This is a genomic window from Paludisphaera rhizosphaerae (assembly GCF_011065895.1).
GTDB lineage: Bacteria > Planctomycetota > Planctomycetia > Isosphaerales > Isosphaeraceae > Paludisphaera > Paludisphaera rhizosphaerae.
In genome coordinates this window covers 155,127-175,938 of record NZ_JAALCR010000002.1, presented here as the reverse complement: position 1 = coordinate 175,938, position 20,812 = coordinate 155,127, and the positions used below count along the sequence as shown (strand labels likewise).

Here is a 20,812-nt window from a genome sequence, read left to right as displayed (position 1 = left end):
ACGCGCGCAAATCACGAGGAGCCAGGCGAATTCGCCTTGACGGCTCGTCCCAGGATTTTCCGACTAGCATGTCGAGACAGGACGAAGCGCGGCGGTCAGTCCGCCAACTGGCCCTGAAGGACGTCGCGAAGCTTGTTGAGCACGCGAGTCTTCTCGTTGCTGACCGTCTTGGGGGCGACGCCCCACTGGAGGGCGATCTCGGAGGGGGTCAGCCCTTTCAGGGATTCCTGGATGAGGCTGGCCTCGCGGGGAGTGAGCGTCCGGTCCATGACCTCGCGAAGAGCGTCGAGTCGGGACTGGGTTTCCAGATCGGCCGCGGCGAAAGCGGCGTCGTCGAGCGGCTGATACGTCCGCTCCCGCTGAACTCGCTTCTTGACCATGTCCACGGCGCGGAAGAAGTCCTGGCCCTCGTCGGTCTCCTTGCTGAAGACCTCCTTGATCCCCCAACGGCCGACGTCGCTCAACATGGCGTCGAACCGGCTCCGACCAAGCTGCTGGAGGAGGGTGATGTACACCGCCTGCGAGGAGTCCTCGTACGACTGGGGGGATACCCCTGCACGCTTCCATGACGAGGTCAGATATCGGTCGAGCTGGTTAAGACCCGAGGCCATCGCCTCCTGGTCGAGCGTCGAGACGACCTGGGGTTCCTCGGTCGCGGTGCCGAGGCTGGAGAAAAAATCATCGAGCCGGGCGTCGAGGAGGGCTGCGTCCCAGGCGTTACCGGAGGAGACCGGAGAGTCTGGGTAAATGGAAGGCGATGATGCGGAGTCGAGGAGAGTCTGGTGATCTGTCGTCGGGACCGACAACGTCGCGGCGAGGGTGGCGCCAGATAGCAGGCGGCGCGCCTCGATCCCCTCGACGGCCGGCTTGTACGACCGATGCACTCGACGTTCTCGCCCACTTCCGCCCGCCACGTCCTGCCCTCCTTAATGCATGGGCCAGTCCGACTAAGACTCTGTCTTTTCCTACCATAAGACGCGAATCAGCGTTTGTGACCGATCGCGGGGGCACAACTTAATCGAATCGCAGAGCCTCATCGAGATCAGTTTGCCCCGCATGCAATCAATCATAGCATGGATGCAGTTCGTCGTCTAGGGCTAATTCGCATACGAGTCTCATCAACGATCATTACGCGATGGGACAAAAAAAAGCCGGACGAGCCCGATGACGGGCTCGTCCGGCTGGGACGTCAATCAGGGAGTGGCTTCGGTGACGGGGACCGACGCCGCACCCAGGATGGACTTGTCGTGGTCGTCCTGGACGAAGGCCACGACTGAGAGATTCTTGTAATCGAGCGCGGGTGGCGCGGCGAAGAAGGGTCGCGTCTCGGCGAACTCGGTGAGGTATTCCTGGGTCTTCTTTCGCAGTTCGGCGAGGTCGAACTTGATCTCAAGCTTGCCGGCGTTGTCGGCGATCGCGGTCCCTTCGACGCCGCCGGGCAGGGCGCGGACGACGTGGTGGTGGAACCGCAGCTTGTTACCGCCGACGTAACGGATCGACTCCTCGGTCAGAGCCAGACGCAGCTTGATGGAGGAGTTCTGGCCTTTCGCATCCGTTTTGGCCTGAGCGACGATCGCGATCTCATCGCCCTTCCGCTTGGCGTCAAGCACGATCTCCGCCGCCGGCTTCTCTTCGAGCAGCTTGTCGACGATTTCGCGATACTGCGAATACTTCCCTTCCGACATGGCCATCGACCCGCCGCCGCCGGCTTCGGAGCGGCCGTTGATGAACGTGGAAGGAGTTCCCCTCAAGTCCTCCGCATAGTACTTGGCGCGGTCGAGCGTCTCCTTCGTGGTCATCGGATCCGGGCCGGGGATGTGAAGGTGATACTGAAGTCCGATGAACTCGGTCGGCTTGTAGGTCTTCAGCAGGCCGTCGTAAGCGACGTCGGCGGCGACGCAAGGGGGGCACTGAGCGCCGGTGAACAGTTCAAAGACGACGGGCTTGCCGCCGACCTTGCCCGCATAGGGGGTCGGCTTGAACGGGGGGACCTTCGTGTGGTACTCCTCGTCGATTTGGGCGTCGTACTTCGCGGCGCGGCTCTCGGCGTCGGCGGCGAGATCAGGCTTGCCGCTGTTCTTCGCGGCGGAGGCGAGCAACTTCAGAACCTCGACCCGCGACTCCGCGGGAGCGTCGGCCGGCATGCCCGCCTCGATCTCCTTGCCCAAGGTGAGCGCGGTCTCAGCGTATACCTTCTGGTCCGCGAGAGCGGTCAGGGCCTTCTTCGCAACCTCGGTGGTCCAAACGGGTCCGTAGGGAGCCGCCTCGCGCCGCCAGTCGGCCAGCAAGGCCTCGACCTCGGCGACGGGGATCTCGGCCGCCTGAGCCTTCTGCAGAATCCCTTCATAGAACGCGTAGCAGACGGGGGAATGGTCGTTCTTCTCGATCAGCTTCTTGAGCTTGTCGATCGAGGACTTCGGGTCACGGTCGCTTCGAGCCGCGAAATAGTCCTGGTTCATCGCCCCGCTCTGAGCCGGGCCGAGTTTCTCCTCGGTCGTCTTTTCCAGACGCGCGGGGAAGATGGAGTTGCCGAGGTCGACCGTGCCAAAGACCTTCCCTGCGTTCGGACCGTCGGTCGCGAGCGCTCCGTCGAACGTCATGGCGAGCCCGCCTGTCAGCTTGAACGAGGTCCGTCCGTCTTCAAGCTTGACGTTTTCCACGCGGGCCTTGTCGAGAAGCCGTTCCCGGCCGCTCACGAGCACGCCCTCGGCCTGACCGTCCTTACGGTGCAGATCGACGATCGCGAGTTCGTCCGCGCCGACGGCCAGGACGATGAGCTTCCAGATTCCGGTGGTCTCCGCCGCACCAGCGTGCAGCGGGCCGGTCAGAAGAGCGGCCGCCGCGTAGGCGAGCCAGGATAAACGACGGCCAGTGTTTCTCATGAGACGATCCTTGTGGACCCTTCAGGGTGATACGGAACGAGGGCGACTCGAAACCATCGAGTCTACCGACGCCCCCCGAAAGGCGACCACGGGAATCCCCAGAGGATCAGCCCGTGGTCATGGATCGTCGATCGATCCTCACTTCTTCGAAATCCACGGAACGTCGGGAACGCCGGCGTGGTGGTTGACGGTCCTCGCCATGACGAAAAGGAGATCGCTCAGGCGGTTGAGATAGATCAGGACCGGCGAGGGGACGTGTTCGTCGGCCAGGTTCGCGAGATGAACCACCAGGCGCTCGGCCCGTCGGCAGACGGTCCGCGTCAGATGGAGTTGGGCTGCGGCCGGTGCGCCGCCGGGGAGGATGAAGCTCCGCATGGGAGCGAGTTCAGCCACGCGGTCGTCGATGGCCTTCTCCAGGGCGGCGATGTGCTCGTCGTTGATCTGATTGTGGAACGGGCCTTCCGGATTCGGGTCAGCCAGTGCTGCGCCCAGTGTGAACAGGTCGTCCTGGATCCGGGCGGCGAGTTCGTCCTCCGTCGCCTCCAGCGCGTGGGCTCGCGCCACGCCGATGGCCGCATTCAGTTCGTCGACCGTTCCGTAGGCCTCGATCCTGGCGTCGTCCTTGCGGAGCCGCTTGCTTCCCAGGATGCCGGTGGTCCCTTCATCGCCCGTCTTCGTGTAGATCTTCACTTCGGCGGCGCCTCGTGCCTCATGGCGATACCATATCTCGGGCTCTATACTAGGCGATCCAGGACCCCGAAGGAAGCATAGGAGGCCCGAGCCGATGTCGCCCACCCTGACGTCCGCCCTTTTGCTGACCGCCGCCTTGACCGCTCAAACCGGCGGATCAAGCGGGCGACCGCTTTCCGCCGAGGAAGTCGCCAAGCTGGAATCGAAGCACCTGACCAACGTTCGGCAGGTGACTTTCGGTTTCTTCCGAGCCGGCGAGGGTTACTTCAGCCCAGACGGGAAGCAGATCGTCTTCCAGGCCGTTCCGAACCTCCCTGAGGCCGTCTTCCTGGAGCCCAAATCGAACCAGTACGAGTACCAGATCTACGTGGCCGACCTCGCCGCGAACGCCCGCCCGAGGATGGTCAGCACGGGAGAGGGCGCCTGCACCTGCGCCTTCTTCTCTCCCGACGGCCGGTCGATCATCTTCGGGTCGACCCACCTGAACCCGTCGCCCTCGGGGCCCCGGACCGCTTACAGCCGAACCGGAAGCCGATACCGCTGGAGCTTTCCCGAAGGGATGGACGTCTTTCGCGCCGATCTCGACGGCAAGGGGCTGACGCGCCTCACCGATGCCCAGGGCTATGATGCGGAGGGAAGCTTCTCGCCTGACGGCAAACAGATCGTCTTCACGTCGTTCCGCGACGGCGACGCCGAGATCTACGTGATGGACGTTGACGGCAAGAATCCTCGGCGAATCACGAACTCCAAGGGCTATGACGGAGGCCCGTTCTTCTCGCCCGACGGCAAGCGGATCGTCTACCGCAGCGACCGCAAGGAGAACGACATGCTCCAGCTCTACGTCAATAACGCGGAGGGGACCGACGAACGAGCCCTGACGAATGAGGACTCGGTCAACTGGGGGCCGTTCTGGTACAAGGACTCCAGGCACATCATCTACTCGACCAGCCGCCACGGCCACTCGAACTACGAGGTCTACCTGATGAACGTCGATACGAAGGCCGAAGAACGGCTGACGTATCACGACGGCTTCGACGGCCTCCCGGTCTTCAGTCCAGACGGCTCGAAGATGATGTGGACGTCAAACGCTCGCGGCACTGACCGCAACAGCCAGCTCTTCATCGCCGATTTCACGCTCGCCCCCGCTCCCGAGCCCAAAGCGGCGGCCAATCCCTGAAGTCACCCTCTCTCCCGTAGGATGGAACGAACATGACGGCCAAGGACCTGATCCGCAAGGCGTTCGCCGGCTCCGAGAGGATCATGCAGACCTACCTCGAAGGTCTGTCGAAGTCGGACCTGTTGATCCGCCCTGTGCCAGGGATGAACCATATCGCCTGGCAGCTCGGACACCTGATCTCCGGCGAGCGGCGCATGATGGAGATGATCCGTCCCGGCTCGTCGCCGGCGTTGCCGGAAGGCTTTGAAGCGAACCACGATCGCGAGCACACCTCGAACGACGACGCCTCCAAGTTCCTCTCGCCCGAGGAGTACCTGGGGCTCTGGAAGACCCAGCGCGAGGCGACGCTCGGCCTGCTCAATTCGCTCCCCGACGAGGAACTCGACAAGGAGGAAGCCGCCGGCGGCAAGCTCCCACCCTTCGCCCCGACGGTCGGACAGCTTATCCACCTGGCGGGAACGCATCCGATCCTCCACGCCGGGCAGTTCGTGGCCGTCCGAAGGAAGCTGAATCTGCCGATCGCTCTTTGACCTGGCCGATACAATCTCCGGGCGGACGAATTTGACCGCCCGGGGGTTTTCGACGGGACGTGATCAGCCGTAGGACGGGCGCATGCCGAGGGGGACGATTCGTATCGGCGTGATCGGCGCGGGGGCGATCGTCCGCACCCGTCACGCTCCGGGGTTTCAGGCGATCCCGGGCGTTGAGTTGGCCGGCGTCTGCAATCGCCGGCGCGACTCCTCAGCGCGCGCCGCACGCGAACTCAAGATCCCCAAGACCTACGGCAGTTGGGAAGACGTCATCCAGGACCCGACGATCGACGCAGTTCTGATCGGCACCTGGCCCTATCTGCATTGCCCCGTCACGCTGGCCGCGCTCGACGCCGGCAAACACGTGCTGACGCAGGCCCGGATGGCGATGAACGCCCGCGAAGCTCAACGGATGCTCGATAAGGCTCGCGAGTGCCCCGGCCAAACCGCGATGGTCGTCCCCAGTCCCTACGGGCTCGCCGGCGAGGAGTTCATCCGCTCGCTGCTCAAGAAGGGATTCCTCGGCCAGTTACGCGAGGTCCACGTCGACGGCCTAACGGACGAGCTGGCTGATCCCGCGACGCCCATGGGCTGGCGGCAGAAGACCCGATATTCGGGCTTCAACATGCTCACGTTGGGCATCCTGTATGAAACGGTACTCCGCTGGGTCCTACCAGCGAATCGCGTGCTCTCCTACGCCTCGAAGCTGATTCCCGAGCGGTTCGATCCCGAAACCAACAAGACCAAGCCCGTCGGCACTCCAGACACCGTCCAGGTTCTCACGACCCACGAAGACGACTCGGTCGGCGTCTACCGACTGAGCGCCGTGACGTGGGGACCGCGGACGATGAGCGTGGCCCTCCACGGATCGGAAGGGTCGATCTATTACGACCTGCTGAAGAATGAGATCCGTGGCCTCCGCCGAGGCGAACAGGTCCCCAAGCTCCTGCCGATCCCCGACTCCATGCGCGGCGACTGGAACGTCGAGGCTGATTTCATCGCGGCGATTCGAGGCGAGCGCCCGGTGACCCACACGGACTTCGCCACCGGCGCCCGGTACATGCAGTTCACCGAGGCCGTCGCCCGCAGCTCGCGCCACCAGGTGCCGGTGACGCTGCCGCTGCGGGAATTCTCGAATCCGAGCCTCTGACAGCGGCCCCGACTTACTTCGCCGCGTCGCCGAAGAACGGAAAGATCTTCAGCAAGTCCGCTCGATCCGGTTGTCGGCCGTACTCACAGACCTGGAATGCTTCGGCGGCGAGGACGGCTCGGCCGCGCTCGGGGCCGAGGAGGTCCACGAGCTTCTCACGGAAGCGGTCGGCGGAGGCGCCATAACGCTTGAGGACCTGCTCCCGGAACCAGGTCTTACGGGTCGCGGGGTCCTTGGGGACCTGGTCGAGATAGCCGTCAATCCAGGGGAGCCACTCGAAGAATTGAGAGTCCATCTCGGCCAGCGCGGCGACCTTCCTGTCGAGAACGGGGTCGATGGAGACGACGACGTCGGGGCGGAACGGATTCGGCTGCTGGAAGCGGTCAGCGACGTAGAGGAAGACGGGGTTCGTCCGGAGGGCCGGGGTGTCCGGGCAGAAGTTGGGGACCGCCACCATGTAGGCCGTATCCTGGACGAGAATCCCCGTATAGCGGTGGTCGGGGTGGTAGTCGTTGGGCCTCGGCGCGATGACGACGTCGGCCTTCCACTCACGAATGGCTCGGGCGACAGCCTTGCGGTTTTCGAGCGTGGGCATCAACTCGCCGTCGTGGTTGTCGAGAGTCTGCGACTCGACCCCCAGGATCTTGGCGGCTCTGACGGACTCCTCGCGGCGACGACGGGCGAGAGGGCCGCCGGAGATCTCATGATGGCCGATATCGCCGTTGGTCAGGCTCACGAACTTCACGGCGTGACCCGCATCGACCCACCGCGAGGCCGTCCCGCCGGTGGTCAGCTCGCAGTCGTCGGGGTGGGCTCCGAAAACGATGATCCGATAGCTCTTCTTCGCTTCTTCCATGGTCGCTCCGGCGCGGGCTTCCCTCACCAGGCCGGGCGCGGCGCAGGCGAGGGCCAGCAAGATGTACGAAAGGGTCGGCGTGATGGGCCGTCCACCGGTCTGGGGCTGGGGCATGGCGAGACTCCTGGTGGGATGGGGCGGCGGCGAGGAGGGAATCGAGACCGACAGCCTACCTGCGCCCGCCCGAAGAGGCGACGGGGCGCCGTCCTCGCGCTTGCCCGCCTCGCGAGCGGCCCTTTACAATCATGACATGAGAGCCACCTCGAACGCCCATGTCGGTCGCGTTTCCTCTCGGTCCCTCGTCGTCGCCCTGGCGGCCCTCGGGACCGTCGTCGGCTCGTCCTTATTCGCGAGGGCCGAAGAGCCGTCCCCCGATCGACTGGTCCGTCAGGGCGGTCCCGGTCTCACGGGCCGCCTGCTCTTCGAACGATCGACGGGCTTCCGTTTCCAGGCCGCTGGCGAAGCCGGCGCAGCGCCTCATGTCCAGGCGATCGCACCCGGCGGCGTGGTCGAATTCACGGCTGAGGGTCCTCGCGCCGTGATGGTTCCGCCGGCCTTCCAGGCGATGCTGGGCGAGGATGGGCGGATTTCCGGAACTCTCCGGGCGATCTCGCCGGATTCCGTCACGCTGGCCGTCCCCTGGCAGTCCGAGGCCGTGATTCTCCGTCGACCGGGTATCCAGTCGATTGTTCAACGCCTGGGAGAGGCCAGGATCCTGGCCGATGGTTTCGACGCCCTGGACGCGAACGTCTGGGGCGTCGTCGGTCAGCCGCGCGCCGTGGTCGAGGACGGGGAATCGGCCCTCTTGCTTCCCCCGGGGGGGACGTCGATCGAGCACCGATTCGACGAGGCGATCGAGGCCGGCCGAGTCGACCTGACGTTCCGAGACGACGGCGTCGTGCGCCCGGGGAAGAGCTGGAGCCTGACCCTGAACTACCGCGGCCCCGGAGGAACCGCCCCGCTCCGAATCCTCCTCGGTTGGGCCGAGGACAGCCTGGCCGTTGAAACCCCGGAAGGCCCAGGGCTGGCCGTGCAACGCCTCGCCCGAAACGGCGACTGGCGACGACTGACGATCCGATTCGTCGGTGACCGGACCGAGGTCTCCGTCGACGGCAAGGATCTGGCCCACGGCCGCGGGCCAACCGGCCCGCTCGAGTCGATCCGCATCGCCGCAGCCGGAGATCCGGCCGAGGACGCCAACCTCGGGGGATACCTCGGCGCGATCCAGGTCGCGCGGTTCGCCGCCGTTCCCTCGAGCCTGGAACTCGACCCCAGTCAGGACGAAGCGCGCCTCGTCGTCGGCGACCAGCTTTTCGGCTCGGTCGTTCGGGGCGATCGCGATCGGGTGGAGATGGTGGTCGACGAACGCTCGGTCGTCCTGTCTTGGAAGGATCTCGCAGGGGTCTACTTCCGTCGCGACCCCGCAACGGGAGCCCAGATTGCGGGGGCTCTGGCGCGAGTGGAATGGCGGGCGACCGACGATCTGGTTCTGGGGGTCGCTCGGCAGTCTGACTTCGCTGAGGGCGCCGTCGAGTCCCTCACCGACTCGGCCCTGGTTCTGAGCACTCCGTTCGCAGGAACGCTGACGATCCCCCGCGACCGACTCGTCCGATTGATCGTTCGGGAGCCCGGCCTTCGACTGGTGATCGACCCGTGCTCGCACCATCTGGGGAACGAGGTCGCGAGCTCGGCGCCTTTCTTCGACCCGCCCTTGCCTGAAGGGGGCGCGCTGGAGCGGACGTTCGATGCTCCTCCCGACGCCGCCGGCCCCGCGTTCGTCGTGCTCGACGTGCTGGGCGTCGTGGGCGAGGCGACCGGTTTGCAGTTCTCCGAGTTCATCCAACGGGGCGAGTTGAAGACCTACGTCGTGATCGACGGCCGCCGGATCGACTACATCAACCGATTCGTCAACACCCCCAATGAAACCGTCCTGCGTATTCGCGTCCCAATTCCGGCTGACGCGGTTCGACCAGGGGAGCACGTCCTTCGTATCGAACAGACAGGGACCGCCGACGACCCCCGCGAATTCGACGACCTCGGCGTCCTCGGCCTCGCCGTTGAGTTCGCCGCTCCCACGACCCATCGCCCCTGACCCTTTCGACCCGGATCCGATTCGACACCTCGCTATGAAGATGCTGACGCGCAGCATGGTCCGACACGCCCACGCGATCGCCCGTGAAGTCGGCGCGCGCGTCGTGCTTCTGCACGCCGACGTCGTCGAGGAAGACGCGGATCTGAAGGCTCTCATCGACGACGTCAACTTCCGGATCATCCTGGTCTCGCGCCGATGCGACTTCGTGCCTCCCGAGGAGTTCAAGGAGATCTGCCGGGTCGTCCAGCTCCCCGACATCGCCATGACCCGCGCGGGGCAGGTGAAGGTCGCCACGCTCGTCGCCGCCGCCGAGGACCTGATCCACGCGGGGGACCGCATCCTCTGCCTCACAGGCATGGACCGCTCCGGCTCGCTGGACACGATCATGGTCCTGGATATGGGGACCGAGATCGAGCTCTTCACCGCAGGCGCCGCCGAACCCCTGCCGCCGGACGTGGGGCCGGCCGTCTTCGAGCGGATTCTCAACGTCGCCAGCGAGTTGGGGGTTGAGGGTCGCGAGGGGCGACCTGTCGGCGCCCTGTTCGTGGTGGGGGACTGTGAACGGGTGCTCGCGCAAAGCCATCAGCTGGTGTTCAACCCGTTTCACGGTTATCCCGAAGAGGAGCGGAACATCCTCGACCACCGGTTGGAGGAGACGATCAAGGAGTTCTCCGCGATCGACGGGGCCTACATCGTCCGGGGTGATGGGGTCGTCCTCTGCGCCGCCCGATATCTGGCTCCGCGAGGCAAGCTGGAGGAGGCGCTGCCTCAGGGGCTGGGAACGCGTCATGAGGCCGGAGCGGCGATCACGGTCACGACCGACGCTCTCTCGGTCTGCGTCTCCCAGTCGACGGGGACGGTCTCGATCTTCCGCCGGGGCAAGATGATCCTCGACATTCAGAAGCCTCGGGGCCGCAACAGCGACGGGCTGTGACCCCGAGGTTCGGAGGTCGCGATCACCGGCCCTTGTTGAGCTGGTCGTAGTACGACTTCACGTGCTTCTCGACGCTCTTGGGGATCCGCTGGTTGGAGAGGGCGTCCGCTGCGCCTCCGGAGCCGGCTTCAAGCTCCGCCTGGATGTCGATGCGGGCCTCGCCCTTCACGGCCTTGCCGGGCTCGCCGAAGCCCTGGAAGATCGCCTTCCCCTTCTGGATCTGCTGGGCGGTCTTGGTTTTGTAGGTCGAGGTGTCGTCGGCGGCTTCGGGACGGTCGCCAGCGCCGCGGCCTCGCCCGGAGCCGTTGTTGCCATTGCTGCGACGGTTCGAGAAACCGTCGCCCATTCCCATGCCTTCGCCGAGTTGGTTGAGGCCCTCGGTCATCCCGTTCTTGGCGTCCATCACCTCGGCCAGCGCGTCGTCGAGGGCCTGCATCTCTTCCATGTTCTTGGCCATGTCGGCGACCTGCTGCTGGGCCTGGCTCATGGCCTCAGCGGCCTTCTGCGAGTCGCCGTTCTTCATGGCCTGCTGGCACTGGGCGACCTTCTCGGCAAGCTGCTGAAGCTTCTGCATGTTCTCAGCCTGCTGCTGGAGCTTCTGCATCTCACGGTCGTACTGCTCCTGCGTCAGGCCGCCGTTCTTGCGGGCCTCGTCGAGCTGCTTCTTTCGCTCGGCCATGTTGGCGATGTCGGAGAGCTTTTTGGCGACATCCCCTAGCTGCTTCTCAAGCTGCTTCTTCTCGGCCTGGGTGAGTTTGTCGTTCTTGAGCTTCTCCTGAAGCTGCTTGATCTCTTCCATGGCCTTGGCGAAATCCCCCTTCGCCAGGTCCTTGGCCAGTTGATCCGCCGGGCCCTTCTCGCCCATGTCCTTGAGCTGCTGGAGTTGCTTGGCGATTTGCTCGGGCGAGCCGAGTTGCTTCTGGCGATCCTTGAGAGCGTCGCTCAGCTTGTTCATCTCGACGAGAAGCTTGTCCTTCTGCTCCGGCGGGGCTTTGGCCAGCTCGGTCGACTTCTTCTCAATCTCGGCCAGGAGGTTCTGGGCTTCGGGGAACTTGTCCTTGTCGATCGCCTCGCGCTGGGCGGCCACTTTCTTGGCCAGGGCCTCAGTCTGCTTGGCGACGATCTTCGCGTCCAGAGGCTTGGTCGTCGACGCCGCGCGGGCGGTTCCCGACGTCTCCCAGCCGGGGACGAAGAGCAGGCCGAAGCCGATCAACGCCGGCACGATGGGGATCCAGGCCCGTCGCGGAACACTGAATCCGAACGCGGAGGCCACGTCGAGCGCCTCCACGCGTTTGATCGCGTCGGCCACAAGGGCCTGGCCGGCGGGGCTGCCGCGGAGATCGTCGGGAAGCGTCAGGGCGGTGCTGACTCGCTCGTGGAGATGGAACACTCGATCGAGAGCCGTCGCGGCGTCGAGCCGGCTTGGGCCTGTCAGGACCGCGACGAACAGGGCGATCAGCACACCCGTCAAGGCCGCCGCGGCGAAGGGAACCCAATCAGGGCAGGGGAGCGGCCGATTCATGGCCTTGAACGCGCCGATCGCGGCCGCGGCGACCAGAAACGCGCCGGCCCACGACCAGACCGTCGCCCCCAGGAAGCGCTGGACGCGCAGCCGCCGGTAAACCCGCCCGACCGGCTTCTCCAGTTCCTTCAAGCCGACCATAGCCCGTCCCCCATCGCCTGGACGTGGTTCCGATCCCCTTGCCGTACGCTGCTCCGACGAACGTCGTATCTCAGGTAGTCTAGGCGCAGGCCGTTCTTTCCGCAAGCAGGAAAGTACCGAATCCCCCTGGATCGACGTTGGCTTTGAATTGGGTCCGTTCGTTGGCTGCGCATCAAAGCCAATATCAACGCAACATGAATCATCATATGGCGTTGAGTTCGACACCCGGGTGCCGAATCCCTGGCTTCGATCGTCGACATTCGGTAATCCTCCGACTCATCGCTTTCCGCCAAATGCTCGACCGGGGTTATCTGGTCGCTCTTGCGAGGGACTGGTTCGCTGAAGTGGATCCACCCAAGATCCGCGTGTCGCATCCCGTGGGTCCGTTTGGGTCCGATCGTCGGCTGAGTCGGCGACCATGAACGCCCCAAGTACTTTACGAATAAACGATTTACGACTGATCGACCTTCAGCGGCAATGGGTTCGATTGCTCGTTTTCGCACACGCGACGCACGCGAAATCTCGATCCGAGGCAGCTTCGATACCCACGCATGTCCGGGCAAGCGTGGACTGGCCGGCCACTCGCGTTGATCCAGGGCTGTCGAACGGAAATGCATCGCTGTTCGTCTCTCCAGGCAAGACTCCCCGACGCCTCGACCGGGAGCCTCCAGGGCGATGCTCCCAGGTAGACTATGGCCCCAGATGGCGAGAACGATTGGGAGAATCCGGAGGAACCTCAGAAGAAACCCAGATTGGTCAGCCCGCCCGATGCATTAACCTCGGGGAAGGGGAGGGACGAAGGCATGCTGCGATCGGGGAGTCGGGCCGGTCGGGACGTGGAACGCCTGCTTCGCGACGGGGTCGACCCGGCGGGCGGCGACGGTCCGCTTCTCCGGCGGTTCCTGGAGGGTCGCGACGAATCGGCCTTCGAGGCCATCGTGGACCGTCACGGCCCCCTGGTGCTGTCGCTCTGCCGTCGGTACTTGCGCGATCCGGCGGACGTGGAAGACGCCTTCCAGGCAACCTTCCTCGTCCTCGTTCGTAAGGGGGCCGGACTCTGCGAGGCCGAGACGCTGGCGGGCTGGCTTCACAGCGTGGCCCATCGCGTGGCGTTCCGCGCCCGGTCGGACGTCCTGAAACGGCGCTCCCGCGAGGGGGACCGGGATGGCGTCCAGGTCGCGCCGGCTGTGCAGGAGAAACCCGCCGACGACTCGCTGGAAGTCCTCGACGGCGAGCTTGCTCGACTGCCTGAGAAGTACCGGGCTCCACTGGTCCTCTGCTACCTGCGAGGCAGGACGCATGACCAGGCGGCGGCGGAGTTGGGTTGGCCGGTCGGCACGGTCCGCAGCCGGATGGCCAAGGCCCGGTCGATCCTGCACGAGCGTCTGACGCGTCGAGGGCTCGACGCCTCGGCATGCCTGACCGCCGCGCGGCTCGACCTCGCGGCGGCCGTCGTCCCGTCGTCGCTCGTAGCGGCGACGGCCTCCGCCGCAGGCCGGTTCGCGGGACTCGCCGCGAGCCTGGGCTGGATCTGGCGGGCCTCCCCTTCGTCGACAACCTGGCCGGCCGCCGCGCTGGCCGAAGGAGTACTCTCGACGATGTCCACCACATCCTGGAAGCTGCTGGGATTCGCGTTCCTCTCCACCGGCCTGACCGCCGGCGCCCTGGCACTCACGGTCGGCCCTTCAAATGAACCGGCGAAACCGGAAGAACCGACCAAACCTCAGGCTCAGCCCGAAGCTCAGAGCACGGAGTCGGCGTTGAGGAGCGTCGAGACTCGCCTGTCGGAGGTTGAGCAGAAGCTGGATCGGTTGATCGGCGTAATGATGGGGAAACCGACCGCCGCGCCAACTGCGCCAACAGCCGGGGATCGTACCGACGCCGCTCCGAAATCGTTCGATCCCAAGGGCCTGAGGGAGATTGAAGCCGAATTAATCAACGTCTATCAGCGATACCAATACACGCAGAAGCTCGTCGACTCAAAAGTCGTTAGCAGGACTGAACTCGACGTGCTCGTCTCTCCTGTCCGGCTTCTGGTGGCTCGGCTGAGGGATATGGAAGTCGAGGCCCGTAAGGAAGAGGATTTGGCCCAGAAGGGCGACCCAGCTGCATTCGAGCAGATGGCAGAGTCGAGGTACGAACTCGACAAGGCGACGCAGGCCGTGAAGGAGGCCGTCGAATTCGCAAAGAAAGTGGGCCTCCAGACGCAGGATCTGGAACCACCCGCGGTGGATCAAGACAGGATGTCCCGAATACTTCAAAACTCCCGGAAGGTTCCCGATCGAGAGGCCGCACTCCTCCGGTATCAGCAGGCGAAATCCCGCCGACTCGTTAAAGAGCAAGAGTACGAGTCGATCAAGTATCGCACTCAGAAATACAAGGAGTGCAAGGCCCACACCGAAGCGATCCAGCGGCTCATAGGCTGGGCCAAGAACCACTTCAAGGACGTCGAATTGACGATCGAAGACCTGGAGAAGGCGAAATGATCGCCTCTTAGATCGGTTCCTTGACGAGACCGCTGATCGCCTTGAATTCGGGGCGGTCGGCGGTCTCGCACCATTCGAAGAGGACGGCTTCGGTGGTGGAAATGGTCGCGCCGGCGGCTTCCAGGCGGCGGAGGGCGACGTCGCGGTCGAAGGGGTTCCGCGAGGCGACGGCGTCGGCGGGGACCTGGACGCGGAAGCCCAGGTCGAGAAGGTCGAGCGCGGTCTGAGCCACGCAGACGTGGGCCTCCAGGCCGGTCAGGGTCACGTGCCGCACCTGGCGGCCGTAGAGCTGTTCCAGAACCTGCGGGACGGAGCAGCAGGCGAACGACAGTTTGCTGGGCCGTTCGGGGAGGAGTTCGGCGATCGGCGTGACGGTCGGGCCGAGGCCCTTCGGGTACTGTTCGGTCGCCTGGACGGGGACGCCCAGCAGCCTCGCTCCCTTGATCAGACGGACGGCCGCCGAAACGACCTTCGGGCCGTCGTGAACCGCGGAGACAAGCTTCTCCTGGACGTCGATGACGAGCAAAGCCCCCTGGCGGGCGGTCAGGCGTTGGGTGAGGCGCATGGAGTGGTTCCTTCCTCGGTCGACGGTCGTCGTCGTGCCAATCTAGGGATGCGCTCCTGGAATTTGGCCGAATCGTGGGCTGGGACGGTCTTCCCCCCTCGAGGGGACGAGCGCCAAGGAGTTCTCGGTTGCCAGTTCTCAGTTCTCAGGCGTGAGGACTCACGATCCTCTCTGGAAACTGACGACTGACAACTCCTGAACGGCCACCTCCCACCGCGAGGGGGGAAGGCCGTTGCGGCGGCCCTTCTGAATCCGAAAATCATCCACCAAATTCCAAAGGTCCCCCCCAGTCTAGCGGATGCTTGCCCGTTGGGGGATGCGGCATTAGGATGACCTAAGATCGCCTGCAGGGACGCCTTCTCCCCTTCCCGGTCGATCGAACCGATCTCATCGACGCTACAGCCCGACGAGCCTAGAAGCACTGGGTTGACCACGTGGCCGAGAAGCCTCGCGTACTAGTCATCGAACGGGAAGCGTCGCACGGCGAGGCCATCCTCGACAAGCTGGGGGACGACGTCGACGTCGTCTCCGTCCGTTCGATCTCCAAGGCGCTGGCGTTGCTTCGCGACGGCCGCTTCGCCGGCGTTTACGTCGACGCCTCGCAGCTCGCCGCGGCGCGTTGGGTCGGGATGATCATTCAGGCCGAGGAGATCCTGGACGCCATCGCCGATGGTGTGGCGGTGGTCGACCCGGACCTGCGGATCATCTGGGCGAACCCGGAGTTCCTCTCGTTCACCATGGATGCGTCGCACGTGGTGGGCGAACGGTTTTACCAGGTGCTGGTCGAGGCGGACATCCTCGGACCGGAGCCCTGCCCGTTCACGACCTCAGTCGCCTCGCGTCAGCCTTCGAGCACGGTCGTCAAGATCCGGAACAACCGCTACCTGCGGGTGACCGTCACCCCCGTTTTCGACGCGAAACAGATCCTCACCCACCTGATCGCCCTGACCCGCGAGATCACCGACGAGACCCAGCAACAGTTGAAGGTCAACGCCATCGCTCAGGCCGGCGACGAACTGGCCGACCTCACCCCCGAGGAACTCTCCTCGATGGGAGTCGAGGAGCGGACGGACCTCCTGAAGTTCAACATCGCGCGGCACATGAAGGACCTGATGGGGCTCGATTACATCGAGATCCGCCTGCTCGACCGCGCCAGCGGCCGGCTCGTGCCGCTGCTGACCGAGGGGATGACTCCGCTGGCCGCGACTCGGGAACTTTCGGCGGCCAAGGAAGGGCAGGGAGTGACCGGCCTCGTGGCGGCCACCGGCCAGAGCTACCTCTGTCCGGACACGACCAAGGACCCGTACTATCTGGAGGGCGCTGAAAACGCCCGAAGCTCGTTGACCGTCCCGCTCGTTTATCACGGCAACGTCATCGGCACCCTGAACGTCGAGAGCGGCCAGCCCGACGCCTTCGACGACCGCGACCGCCAGTTTCTGGAAATCTACGGCCGGAACGTCGCCTCCGCGCTCAATACGCTGGAGTTGCTCCAGGCCGAAAAGGCGAGCACCGCGAACGCCTCTGTCCAGGCGATCAGCCGGGAGGTCGCCCTGCCGCTCGACGATGTCATCACCGACGCCGTCACCGTCCTGGACCGCTACGCCGGCCACGACGAGGACGTCATCGCGCGGCTGCGACACCTCCTCTACCGAGCCCGCGAGATCCGCGAGATCATCCAGAAGATGGGGACGACCCTCGCCCCCGCGCCGGCGGCGGGAAGGCCCGCCGTCCAACCCGCCGCCCGCCTGGCCGGCGCCCGGCTGCTGGTGGTCGACGCCGACGAGTCGATCAGGCGCTCGGCCCACCAACTCCTCGGCATGCAGGGCGCCGTCGTCGAGACCGCCCGCGACGCTCGGGAGGCCGTCGCCCTGGCCCGTCAGGAGTCGTACTCCGCGACCCTCGCCGACATCCGCCTCCCCGACATGGACGGCTACGCCATCTTCAAGCGGCTTCGGGAAGTCCGCCCCGACACCCCCGTCATCCTGATGACCGGCTTCGGCTACGATCCGACCCACTCGATCGTCAAAGCCCGGCAGGAGGGTTTGCAGACGGTCCTTTACAAGCCTTTCCGGTCCGACCGGCTGATGGAGGCCGTCGAGCAGGCCCTGCACATCCAGACAAATAACAATAACAACAACAATTCAGCCGAGGGCCGGAACTCGACGGAGCCGGCCGCCGACGGTCATACTCCTGCGGCGACCTGATCGTAAGCCCAAACGCCGTCAAACGTAGACGCGGCGATTGTAGATGTACCACTCGACGACGAGCACGCCGAGAGCCGCCAGCGCCAGAAGCTTCCACCAGTCGCGCTGGACGTCGGGGACGATGCGGGTCCCCTCGATGGGGTTGTAGCCGATCTTGATCTTGTACGACTCCGCTCGACTCTCCGGCGTTCCGGCCGGGACGAGCCCGCGAGTGGCGAGGTCGCTCTCGCGCGGGTCGAACAGGTTGACGGCGAACGGCGAGACGCCCCCCGTCCAGCGGGCCTCATACAGTCCGGTGTTCGTCACGTCGTCGTCGACGAACGCGCCCTGGGCGTTGCGATCGATTTTCTGGGGGGCTGCGCCGTCGGGCGGGGCAACCATGATGGATTTCTCGGTCGTCTCAGCGCGGACGACGACCGGCTGACCGGGGCGAGCGACGGCCACCTCCTCGCCCGAGCGCGATCCGCCGAGCGTCTGCACCGCGTTGTACAGGAAGAGCGGGAAACTGATGTAGCGGAACCAGGTCGTGTTCGGGGTCGTGCCATCCAGGAGCGGGAACGTCGTCACGGCGTCCAGAAAGCCGCCTCGAGGGACCGTGAACGCCAGGGCCCCGGATTCGCCCTCGATGAGCGTGACGGCCGCCTGCGGAAGCGTGTCGATCACGCGGGCCTTGGCGACGTACACGAGCGAGAGGTCGCGAACGTACTGCATCATCGGGTGGCTGACGTTCCAGTCGAGGATCGCCGGGTGCTCGACGTCCCGGGCCGATTCGTACCCAGGTCCGGGGGGAAAGACGCCGAAATACAGGGCGTTGGCCTCGGGGGGCTGCTCGGGCCGCCAGCCGTCGTAGATCACCAGGTCGTAACGGCCGCTCCGGACGTCGCGCGAGACGGCTTCGCCCTTGGCCTCGTCGGGGGAGACGATCGCCACGTCGGCCTTCTCGGTGATCGTCGGCGTGTTGAAGGCGTCCAGGAGGTAGCGATCCTCGGCCGAGACGACCAGCACGCGGGCCTTGCGGGCGTCGCCGACGACCACGAACGCATGGTCGTCCAGCGGCAGGGCGTCCTTGGTCGTCAGCCGGACCTCGAACGAGGCGACGCCCGACTCGGGGACGTCGAACTGGAAGGCTTGCTCGCTCTGCGGCGGGATCTCCAGGGAGACGGCGTCGACCATCGCCCCCTCGGAATTCGGCTGGTCGAGCCGCTTGCGGATGAGTTGGGCCTCGGTCGTCGCCTTCTCGTCTCGGTAGTTCTTCACTCGACCGAAGACCTGGTGCAAATCGGCCTTCTCCTCGACCCGGCGCGACTGGAGGGCGAGAATCGCGAGATTGTCCGATGGGTCGGCAGCGGTCTCGGGCCGCGCCGGAGGCGTGTTCTCAACGGGCGGAATGTAGGGAGGAGGCGGCGGGCCGATCACGACGACCTCGGGTTCCAGGTTGCCGAGGCTGAAGCCTTCGACGTCCGGGAAGCCGCCGTCGGTGTAGATGAACATCTTGGGCGTGATCAGAGCCGAGGTGGCGACGACGCCTTCGCCGACCTGCTTGGACGGGTTCGCCAACCCGGCGGCCACCTGCAGAGCCTCGCGAAGCGAAGTCGTCCCCTGGGTCGGCGTGATTCCGTCGATCCGCCGGAGCAGGAGGCTCTTATCCCTCGTGTAGTTTGAGACGACCCTGGCCGAATCCGAGAACGAGACGACCATCGCCAGGTCGTCTCCCTGCATTTCGCCGACGACCTTTCGGGACTCTTCCTTCGCCTTATCCAGCCGGCTCGGCCCGCCGGATTCATCGACGGCGGACATACTCGCGGAGGCGTCGACCACCAGGACGAACCGCCGCCCCTCGCCGCCGGCCCCCTTCATCTGCGGACCCGCCAGCGCGAGCATTGCCAGAGCCGCGACCAGCAGTTGCAGGAACAGCAGCAGGTTCTTCCGGAGTCGCTGGAACAGGCTGTTGACGTGGAGGTCCTCCAGGCTCTTCCGCCAGAGCAGCGTGCTGGAGACCGCCACGGAACGTCGCCGGAGTTTGAGGAAGTAGAGCGCGAGGATCCCCGTCGGCACCGCCGCGAGCGCTGCCCACATGGGCCAGCCCAACGGCGTGCTGAAGTGGATCGAGCCCAGTCGGCTGAAGAAATTCCCGGGCATCCGACGGCCTCCCCAGGCTCGACTTTACAGTTCCGGCTCGCGCCCGGCGTGGCCCGGGCGTTCTCCCTTGCGGCGCGCGATCATCATGTAGAGGACGTAGGCGACGAGCAAGCCGCCGATCGTGAAGAAGACGTACGGACTGGTGATCCAGAAGCGATTCATTTCAGGAGCCCACGCTCGCGCAGGTAGTTGAGCACGAGCTTGTCGAAAGGAAACTGGTTCGTGGTGAAAACGTAGGTGATCCCGCGCCGGGTGCAGTATTCGCGGAGCCCTCCGACGAAGGCGTCGAGGTTCTCCTTGTACCGTTTCAGCAGCGGGGCGCTGATGGTGACGTCGGCCTCCTCGTCGTCCTCGCAGTCAACCAGGCGGAGGTCGCCGGTCAGCTCGGGCTCGACCTCTTCCTTGGCCAGGACGTGAATCACGAAGACGTCCATCTTGCGGGCCAGCAGATACCGCAGGGCGTCTTCATAACCGTGCTTGTCGAGGAAGTCCGAAATGACGACGACCACGCCTTTGCCGCCCTGTTTGAGGGCGAAGTCGCGGGCGGCGGATGTGAGGTTGCTTTCCCCGGAGGGCTGGAGACGTTCCAGGTACTGGATGATCCGCCACATCTGGGAACGGCCCCGGACGTTCGGCATGCCGGGCTGGAGCCGCGAGGCAAAAGCCTCCAGGATGATCCGATCGTTGTTCACCAGGCCGACGAACGCGAGCGCCGCGGCCACCTGCTTGGCGTAGTGAAGCTTGCTGGGCTCGCCGAAACCCATCGACAGGCTGGAATCCACCAGCGTGTGGACGTGCAGGTCTTCCTCTTCCAGGAAGAGCTTGAGGAAGAGACGGTCGAGCCGGGCGAAGGCGTTCCAGTCGATGTGGCGGAGGTCGTCCCCAGCCGTGTACTGGCGGTGCTCGGCGAACTCGACGGAAGTCCCCTTGCGCTTGCTCTTGCGCTCGCCCTTCATGCGGCCGACGATCACCTTGCGGCTGACCAGCTCGAGCTGTTCGAGCTTGTGCATGAACTCGGGATCGAGCAGCGGCGCGGCGGTTTCGGCGGCCATGAGGGCTCCCGTTTGGTCTCAGCTCGGCAAATACCGGTCGGTCGCCCAGAACAAGGCCAGCAGGAATGCGACGGCCGCGGAGACACCCACGATCCAGGGGACCAACGCGGCGAGGAAGACCATCCATCGGGCCTGCAGACTCATCCGAGGCCGCCGGTGGATCGCCGTCAGCGCGGCGAGCCAGCTTTCGAGAACGATCAACGAACCCGCCCCGGCGGCGATGATGGCCACAACCGGCTCCGACCTCCAGAACAGGGCCGAGGCCGCGAAGAGCGCGAAGCAGAGGCCGACCAGGCAGGCGACGTCCCCGTGGGAGACGTCCAGCCGCTCGCGGCGCGGGGCCTCGAATTCGATCTCGGGTGCGGGGGGCGGATCATAGACGTCGTGCATGG

General features: G+C 65.2%; 17 protein-coding genes. 7 read left to right on the top strand and 10 right to left on the bottom strand.

The window, feature by feature from the left end; all coding sequences use genetic code 11:
* Window positions 1–95: 95 nt before the first annotated feature.
* From G5C50_RS03325 to G5C50_RS03315, 3 genes are all read right to left on the bottom strand, one after another.
* Window positions 96–884: a LuxR C-terminal-related transcriptional regulator gene (locus G5C50_RS03325; protein WP_240906939.1), complete on the bottom strand. Its 789-nt coding sequence runs from the start codon at window positions 882–884 to the stop codon at window positions 96–98.
* A 309-nt stretch (window positions 885–1,193) separates the two neighbouring features.
* Window positions 1,194–2,882: a hypothetical protein gene (locus G5C50_RS03320; RefSeq protein WP_165064906.1), complete on the bottom strand. Its 1,689-nt coding sequence runs from the start codon at window positions 2,880–2,882 to the stop codon at window positions 1,194–1,196.
* 138 nt (window positions 2,883–3,020) lie between these two features.
* Window positions 3,021–3,572: a cob(I)yrinic acid a,c-diamide adenosyltransferase gene (locus tag G5C50_RS03315; RefSeq protein ID WP_165064903.1), complete on the bottom strand. Its 552-nt coding sequence runs from the start codon at window positions 3,570–3,572 to the stop codon at window positions 3,021–3,023.
* 94 nt (window positions 3,573–3,666) lie between these two features.
* On the opposite strand from G5C50_RS03315, the gene G5C50_RS03310 reads away from it, so the two are divergent.
* The 3 genes from G5C50_RS03310 to G5C50_RS03300 all read left to right on the top strand — a co-directional run bounded on the left by G5C50_RS03310 (window position 3,667) and on the right by G5C50_RS03300 (window position 6,429).
* The gene (locus tag G5C50_RS03310; RefSeq protein ID WP_165064900.1) at window positions 3,667–4,749 is read left to right on the top strand and encodes a TolB family protein; all 1,083 of its coding nucleotides are present in this window, start codon (window positions 3,667–3,669) and stop codon (window positions 4,747–4,749) included.
* 32 nt (window positions 4,750–4,781) lie between these two features.
* Entirely contained in the window at window positions 4,782–5,279 is a 498-nt protein-coding gene (locus tag G5C50_RS03305; protein ID WP_165064897.1) for a DinB family protein, read from the top strand.
* Between the two features lie 82 nt (window positions 5,280–5,361).
* Complete coding sequence (locus G5C50_RS03300; protein WP_165064894.1) at window positions 5,362–6,429, top strand: Gfo/Idh/MocA family protein; 1,068 nt, start codon at window positions 5,362–5,364, stop codon at window positions 6,427–6,429.
* A 13-nt stretch (window positions 6,430–6,442) separates the two neighbouring features.
* Here G5C50_RS03300 and G5C50_RS03295 read toward each other — a convergent pair whose 3' ends face one another.
* A complete protein-coding gene (locus G5C50_RS03295; RefSeq protein WP_240906938.1) occupies window positions 6,443–7,399 on the bottom strand; it encodes a PIG-L deacetylase family protein in 957 nt (318 codons plus the stop codon).
* A 136-nt stretch (window positions 7,400–7,535) separates the two neighbouring features.
* On the opposite strand from G5C50_RS03295, the gene G5C50_RS03290 reads away from it, so the two are divergent.
* Together G5C50_RS03290 and G5C50_RS03285 are read left to right on the top strand one after the other, a co-directional pair.
* The gene (locus G5C50_RS03290) at window positions 7,536–9,377 is read left to right on the top strand and encodes a hypothetical protein (RefSeq protein WP_165064891.1); all 1,842 of its coding nucleotides are present in this window, start codon (window positions 7,536–7,538) and stop codon (window positions 9,375–9,377) included.
* A gap of 34 nt (window positions 9,378–9,411) precedes the next feature.
* Complete coding sequence (locus G5C50_RS03285; protein WP_165064888.1) at window positions 9,412–10,311, top strand: DNA integrity scanning protein DisA nucleotide-binding domain protein; 900 nt, start codon at window positions 9,412–9,414, stop codon at window positions 10,309–10,311.
* Between the two features lie 22 nt (window positions 10,312–10,333).
* On the opposite strand, the gene G5C50_RS03280 is transcribed toward G5C50_RS03285, so the two are convergent.
* Window positions 10,334–11,974, bottom strand: coding sequence for a hypothetical protein (locus tag G5C50_RS03280; RefSeq protein ID WP_240906937.1), 1,641 nt, complete (start codon window positions 11,972–11,974; stop codon window positions 10,334–10,336).
* Window positions 11,975–12,777: 803 nt separating this feature from the next.
* On the opposite strand from G5C50_RS03280, the gene G5C50_RS03275 reads away from it, so the two are divergent.
* The gene (locus tag G5C50_RS03275) at window positions 12,778–14,460 is read left to right on the top strand and encodes an RNA polymerase sigma factor (protein ID WP_165064885.1); all 1,683 of its coding nucleotides are present in this window, start codon (window positions 12,778–12,780) and stop codon (window positions 14,458–14,460) included.
* A gap of 7 nt (window positions 14,461–14,467) precedes the next feature.
* Here G5C50_RS03275 and G5C50_RS03270 read toward each other — a convergent pair whose 3' ends face one another.
* Window positions 14,468–15,025: a hydrolase gene (locus tag G5C50_RS03270; protein WP_165064882.1), complete on the bottom strand. Its 558-nt coding sequence runs from the start codon at window positions 15,023–15,025 to the stop codon at window positions 14,468–14,470.
* A 434-nt stretch (window positions 15,026–15,459) separates the two neighbouring features.
* Between G5C50_RS03270 and G5C50_RS03265 the strand changes: the two genes are divergently transcribed.
* Complete coding sequence (locus tag G5C50_RS03265; RefSeq protein WP_165064880.1) at window positions 15,460–17,229, top strand: response regulator; 1,770 nt, start codon at window positions 15,460–15,462, stop codon at window positions 17,227–17,229.
* Between the two features lie 18 nt (window positions 17,230–17,247).
* On the opposite strand, the gene G5C50_RS03260 is transcribed toward G5C50_RS03265, so the two are convergent.
* Genes G5C50_RS03260 through G5C50_RS03245 form a run of 4 tightly spaced genes read right to left on the bottom strand, consistent with a single transcriptional unit; the run spans window position 17,248 to window position 20,810 of the window.
* Window positions 17,248–19,368, bottom strand: a complete 2,121-nt coding sequence (locus G5C50_RS03260; RefSeq protein WP_165064877.1) for a vWA domain-containing protein — start codon at window positions 19,366–19,368, stop codon at window positions 17,248–17,250.
* Between the two features lie 24 nt (window positions 19,369–19,392).
* Entirely contained in the window at window positions 19,393–19,530 is a 138-nt protein-coding gene (locus G5C50_RS03255; protein WP_165064874.1) for a hypothetical protein, read from the bottom strand.
* Window positions 19,527–20,420 (bottom strand): DUF58 domain-containing protein, encoded by an 894-nt coding sequence (locus G5C50_RS03250; RefSeq protein ID WP_165064871.1) that lies wholly within the window; start codon window positions 20,418–20,420, stop codon window positions 19,527–19,529. Before G5C50_RS03250 ends, G5C50_RS03255 begins: the two co-directional genes overlap by 4 nt.
* An 18-nt stretch (window positions 20,421–20,438) precedes the next feature.
* Window positions 20,439–20,810 (bottom strand): hypothetical protein, encoded by a 372-nt coding sequence (locus G5C50_RS03245; protein ID WP_165064868.1) that lies wholly within the window; start codon window positions 20,808–20,810, stop codon window positions 20,439–20,441.
* Window positions 20,811–20,812: the final 2 nt, after the last annotated feature.

Excerpts from the sequence above, each read along its gene's own strand:
- G5C50_RS03255 (WP_165064874.1), bottom strand. The coding sequence starts at position 19,530 with ATGAATCGCTTCTGGATCACCAGTCCGTACGTCTTCTTCACGATCGGC.
- G5C50_RS03300 (WP_165064894.1), top strand. The coding sequence starts at position 5,362 with ATGCCGAGGGGGACGATTCGTATCGGCGTGATCGGCGCGGGGGCGATC.
- G5C50_RS03290 (WP_165064891.1), top strand. The coding sequence starts at position 7,536 with ATGAGAGCCACCTCGAACGCCCATGTCGGTCGCGTTTCCTCTCGGTCC.
- G5C50_RS03280 (WP_240906937.1), bottom strand. The coding sequence starts at position 11,974 with ATGGTCGGCTTGAAGGAACTGGAGAAGCCGGTCGGGCGGGTTTACCGG.
- G5C50_RS03310 (WP_165064900.1), top strand. The coding sequence starts at position 3,667 with ATGTCGCCCACCCTGACGTCCGCCCTTTTGCTGACCGCCGCCTTGACC.
- G5C50_RS03260 (WP_165064877.1), bottom strand. The coding sequence starts at position 19,368 with ATGCCCGGGAATTTCTTCAGCCGACTGGGCTCGATCCACTTCAGCACG.
- G5C50_RS03270 (WP_165064882.1), bottom strand. The coding sequence starts at position 15,025 with ATGCGCCTCACCCAACGCCTGACCGCCCGCCAGGGGGCTTTGCTCGTC.
- G5C50_RS03245 (WP_165064868.1), bottom strand. The coding sequence starts at position 20,810 with ATGCACGACGTCTATGATCCGCCCCCCGCACCCGAGATCGAATTCGAG.
- G5C50_RS03295 (WP_240906938.1), bottom strand. The coding sequence starts at position 7,399 with ATGCCCCAGCCCCAGACCGGTGGACGGCCCATCACGCCGACCCTTTCG.
- G5C50_RS03305 (WP_165064897.1), top strand. The coding sequence starts at position 4,782 with ATGACGGCCAAGGACCTGATCCGCAAGGCGTTCGCCGGCTCCGAGAGG.
- G5C50_RS03285 (WP_165064888.1), top strand. The coding sequence starts at position 9,412 with ATGAAGATGCTGACGCGCAGCATGGTCCGACACGCCCACGCGATCGCC.
- G5C50_RS03250 (WP_165064871.1), bottom strand. The coding sequence starts at position 20,420 with ATGGCCGCCGAAACCGCCGCGCCGCTGCTCGATCCCGAGTTCATGCAC.
- G5C50_RS03320 (WP_165064906.1), bottom strand. The coding sequence starts at position 2,882 with ATGAGAAACACTGGCCGTCGTTTATCCTGGCTCGCCTACGCGGCGGCC.
- G5C50_RS03275 (WP_165064885.1), top strand. The coding sequence starts at position 12,778 with ATGCTGCGATCGGGGAGTCGGGCCGGTCGGGACGTGGAACGCCTGCTT.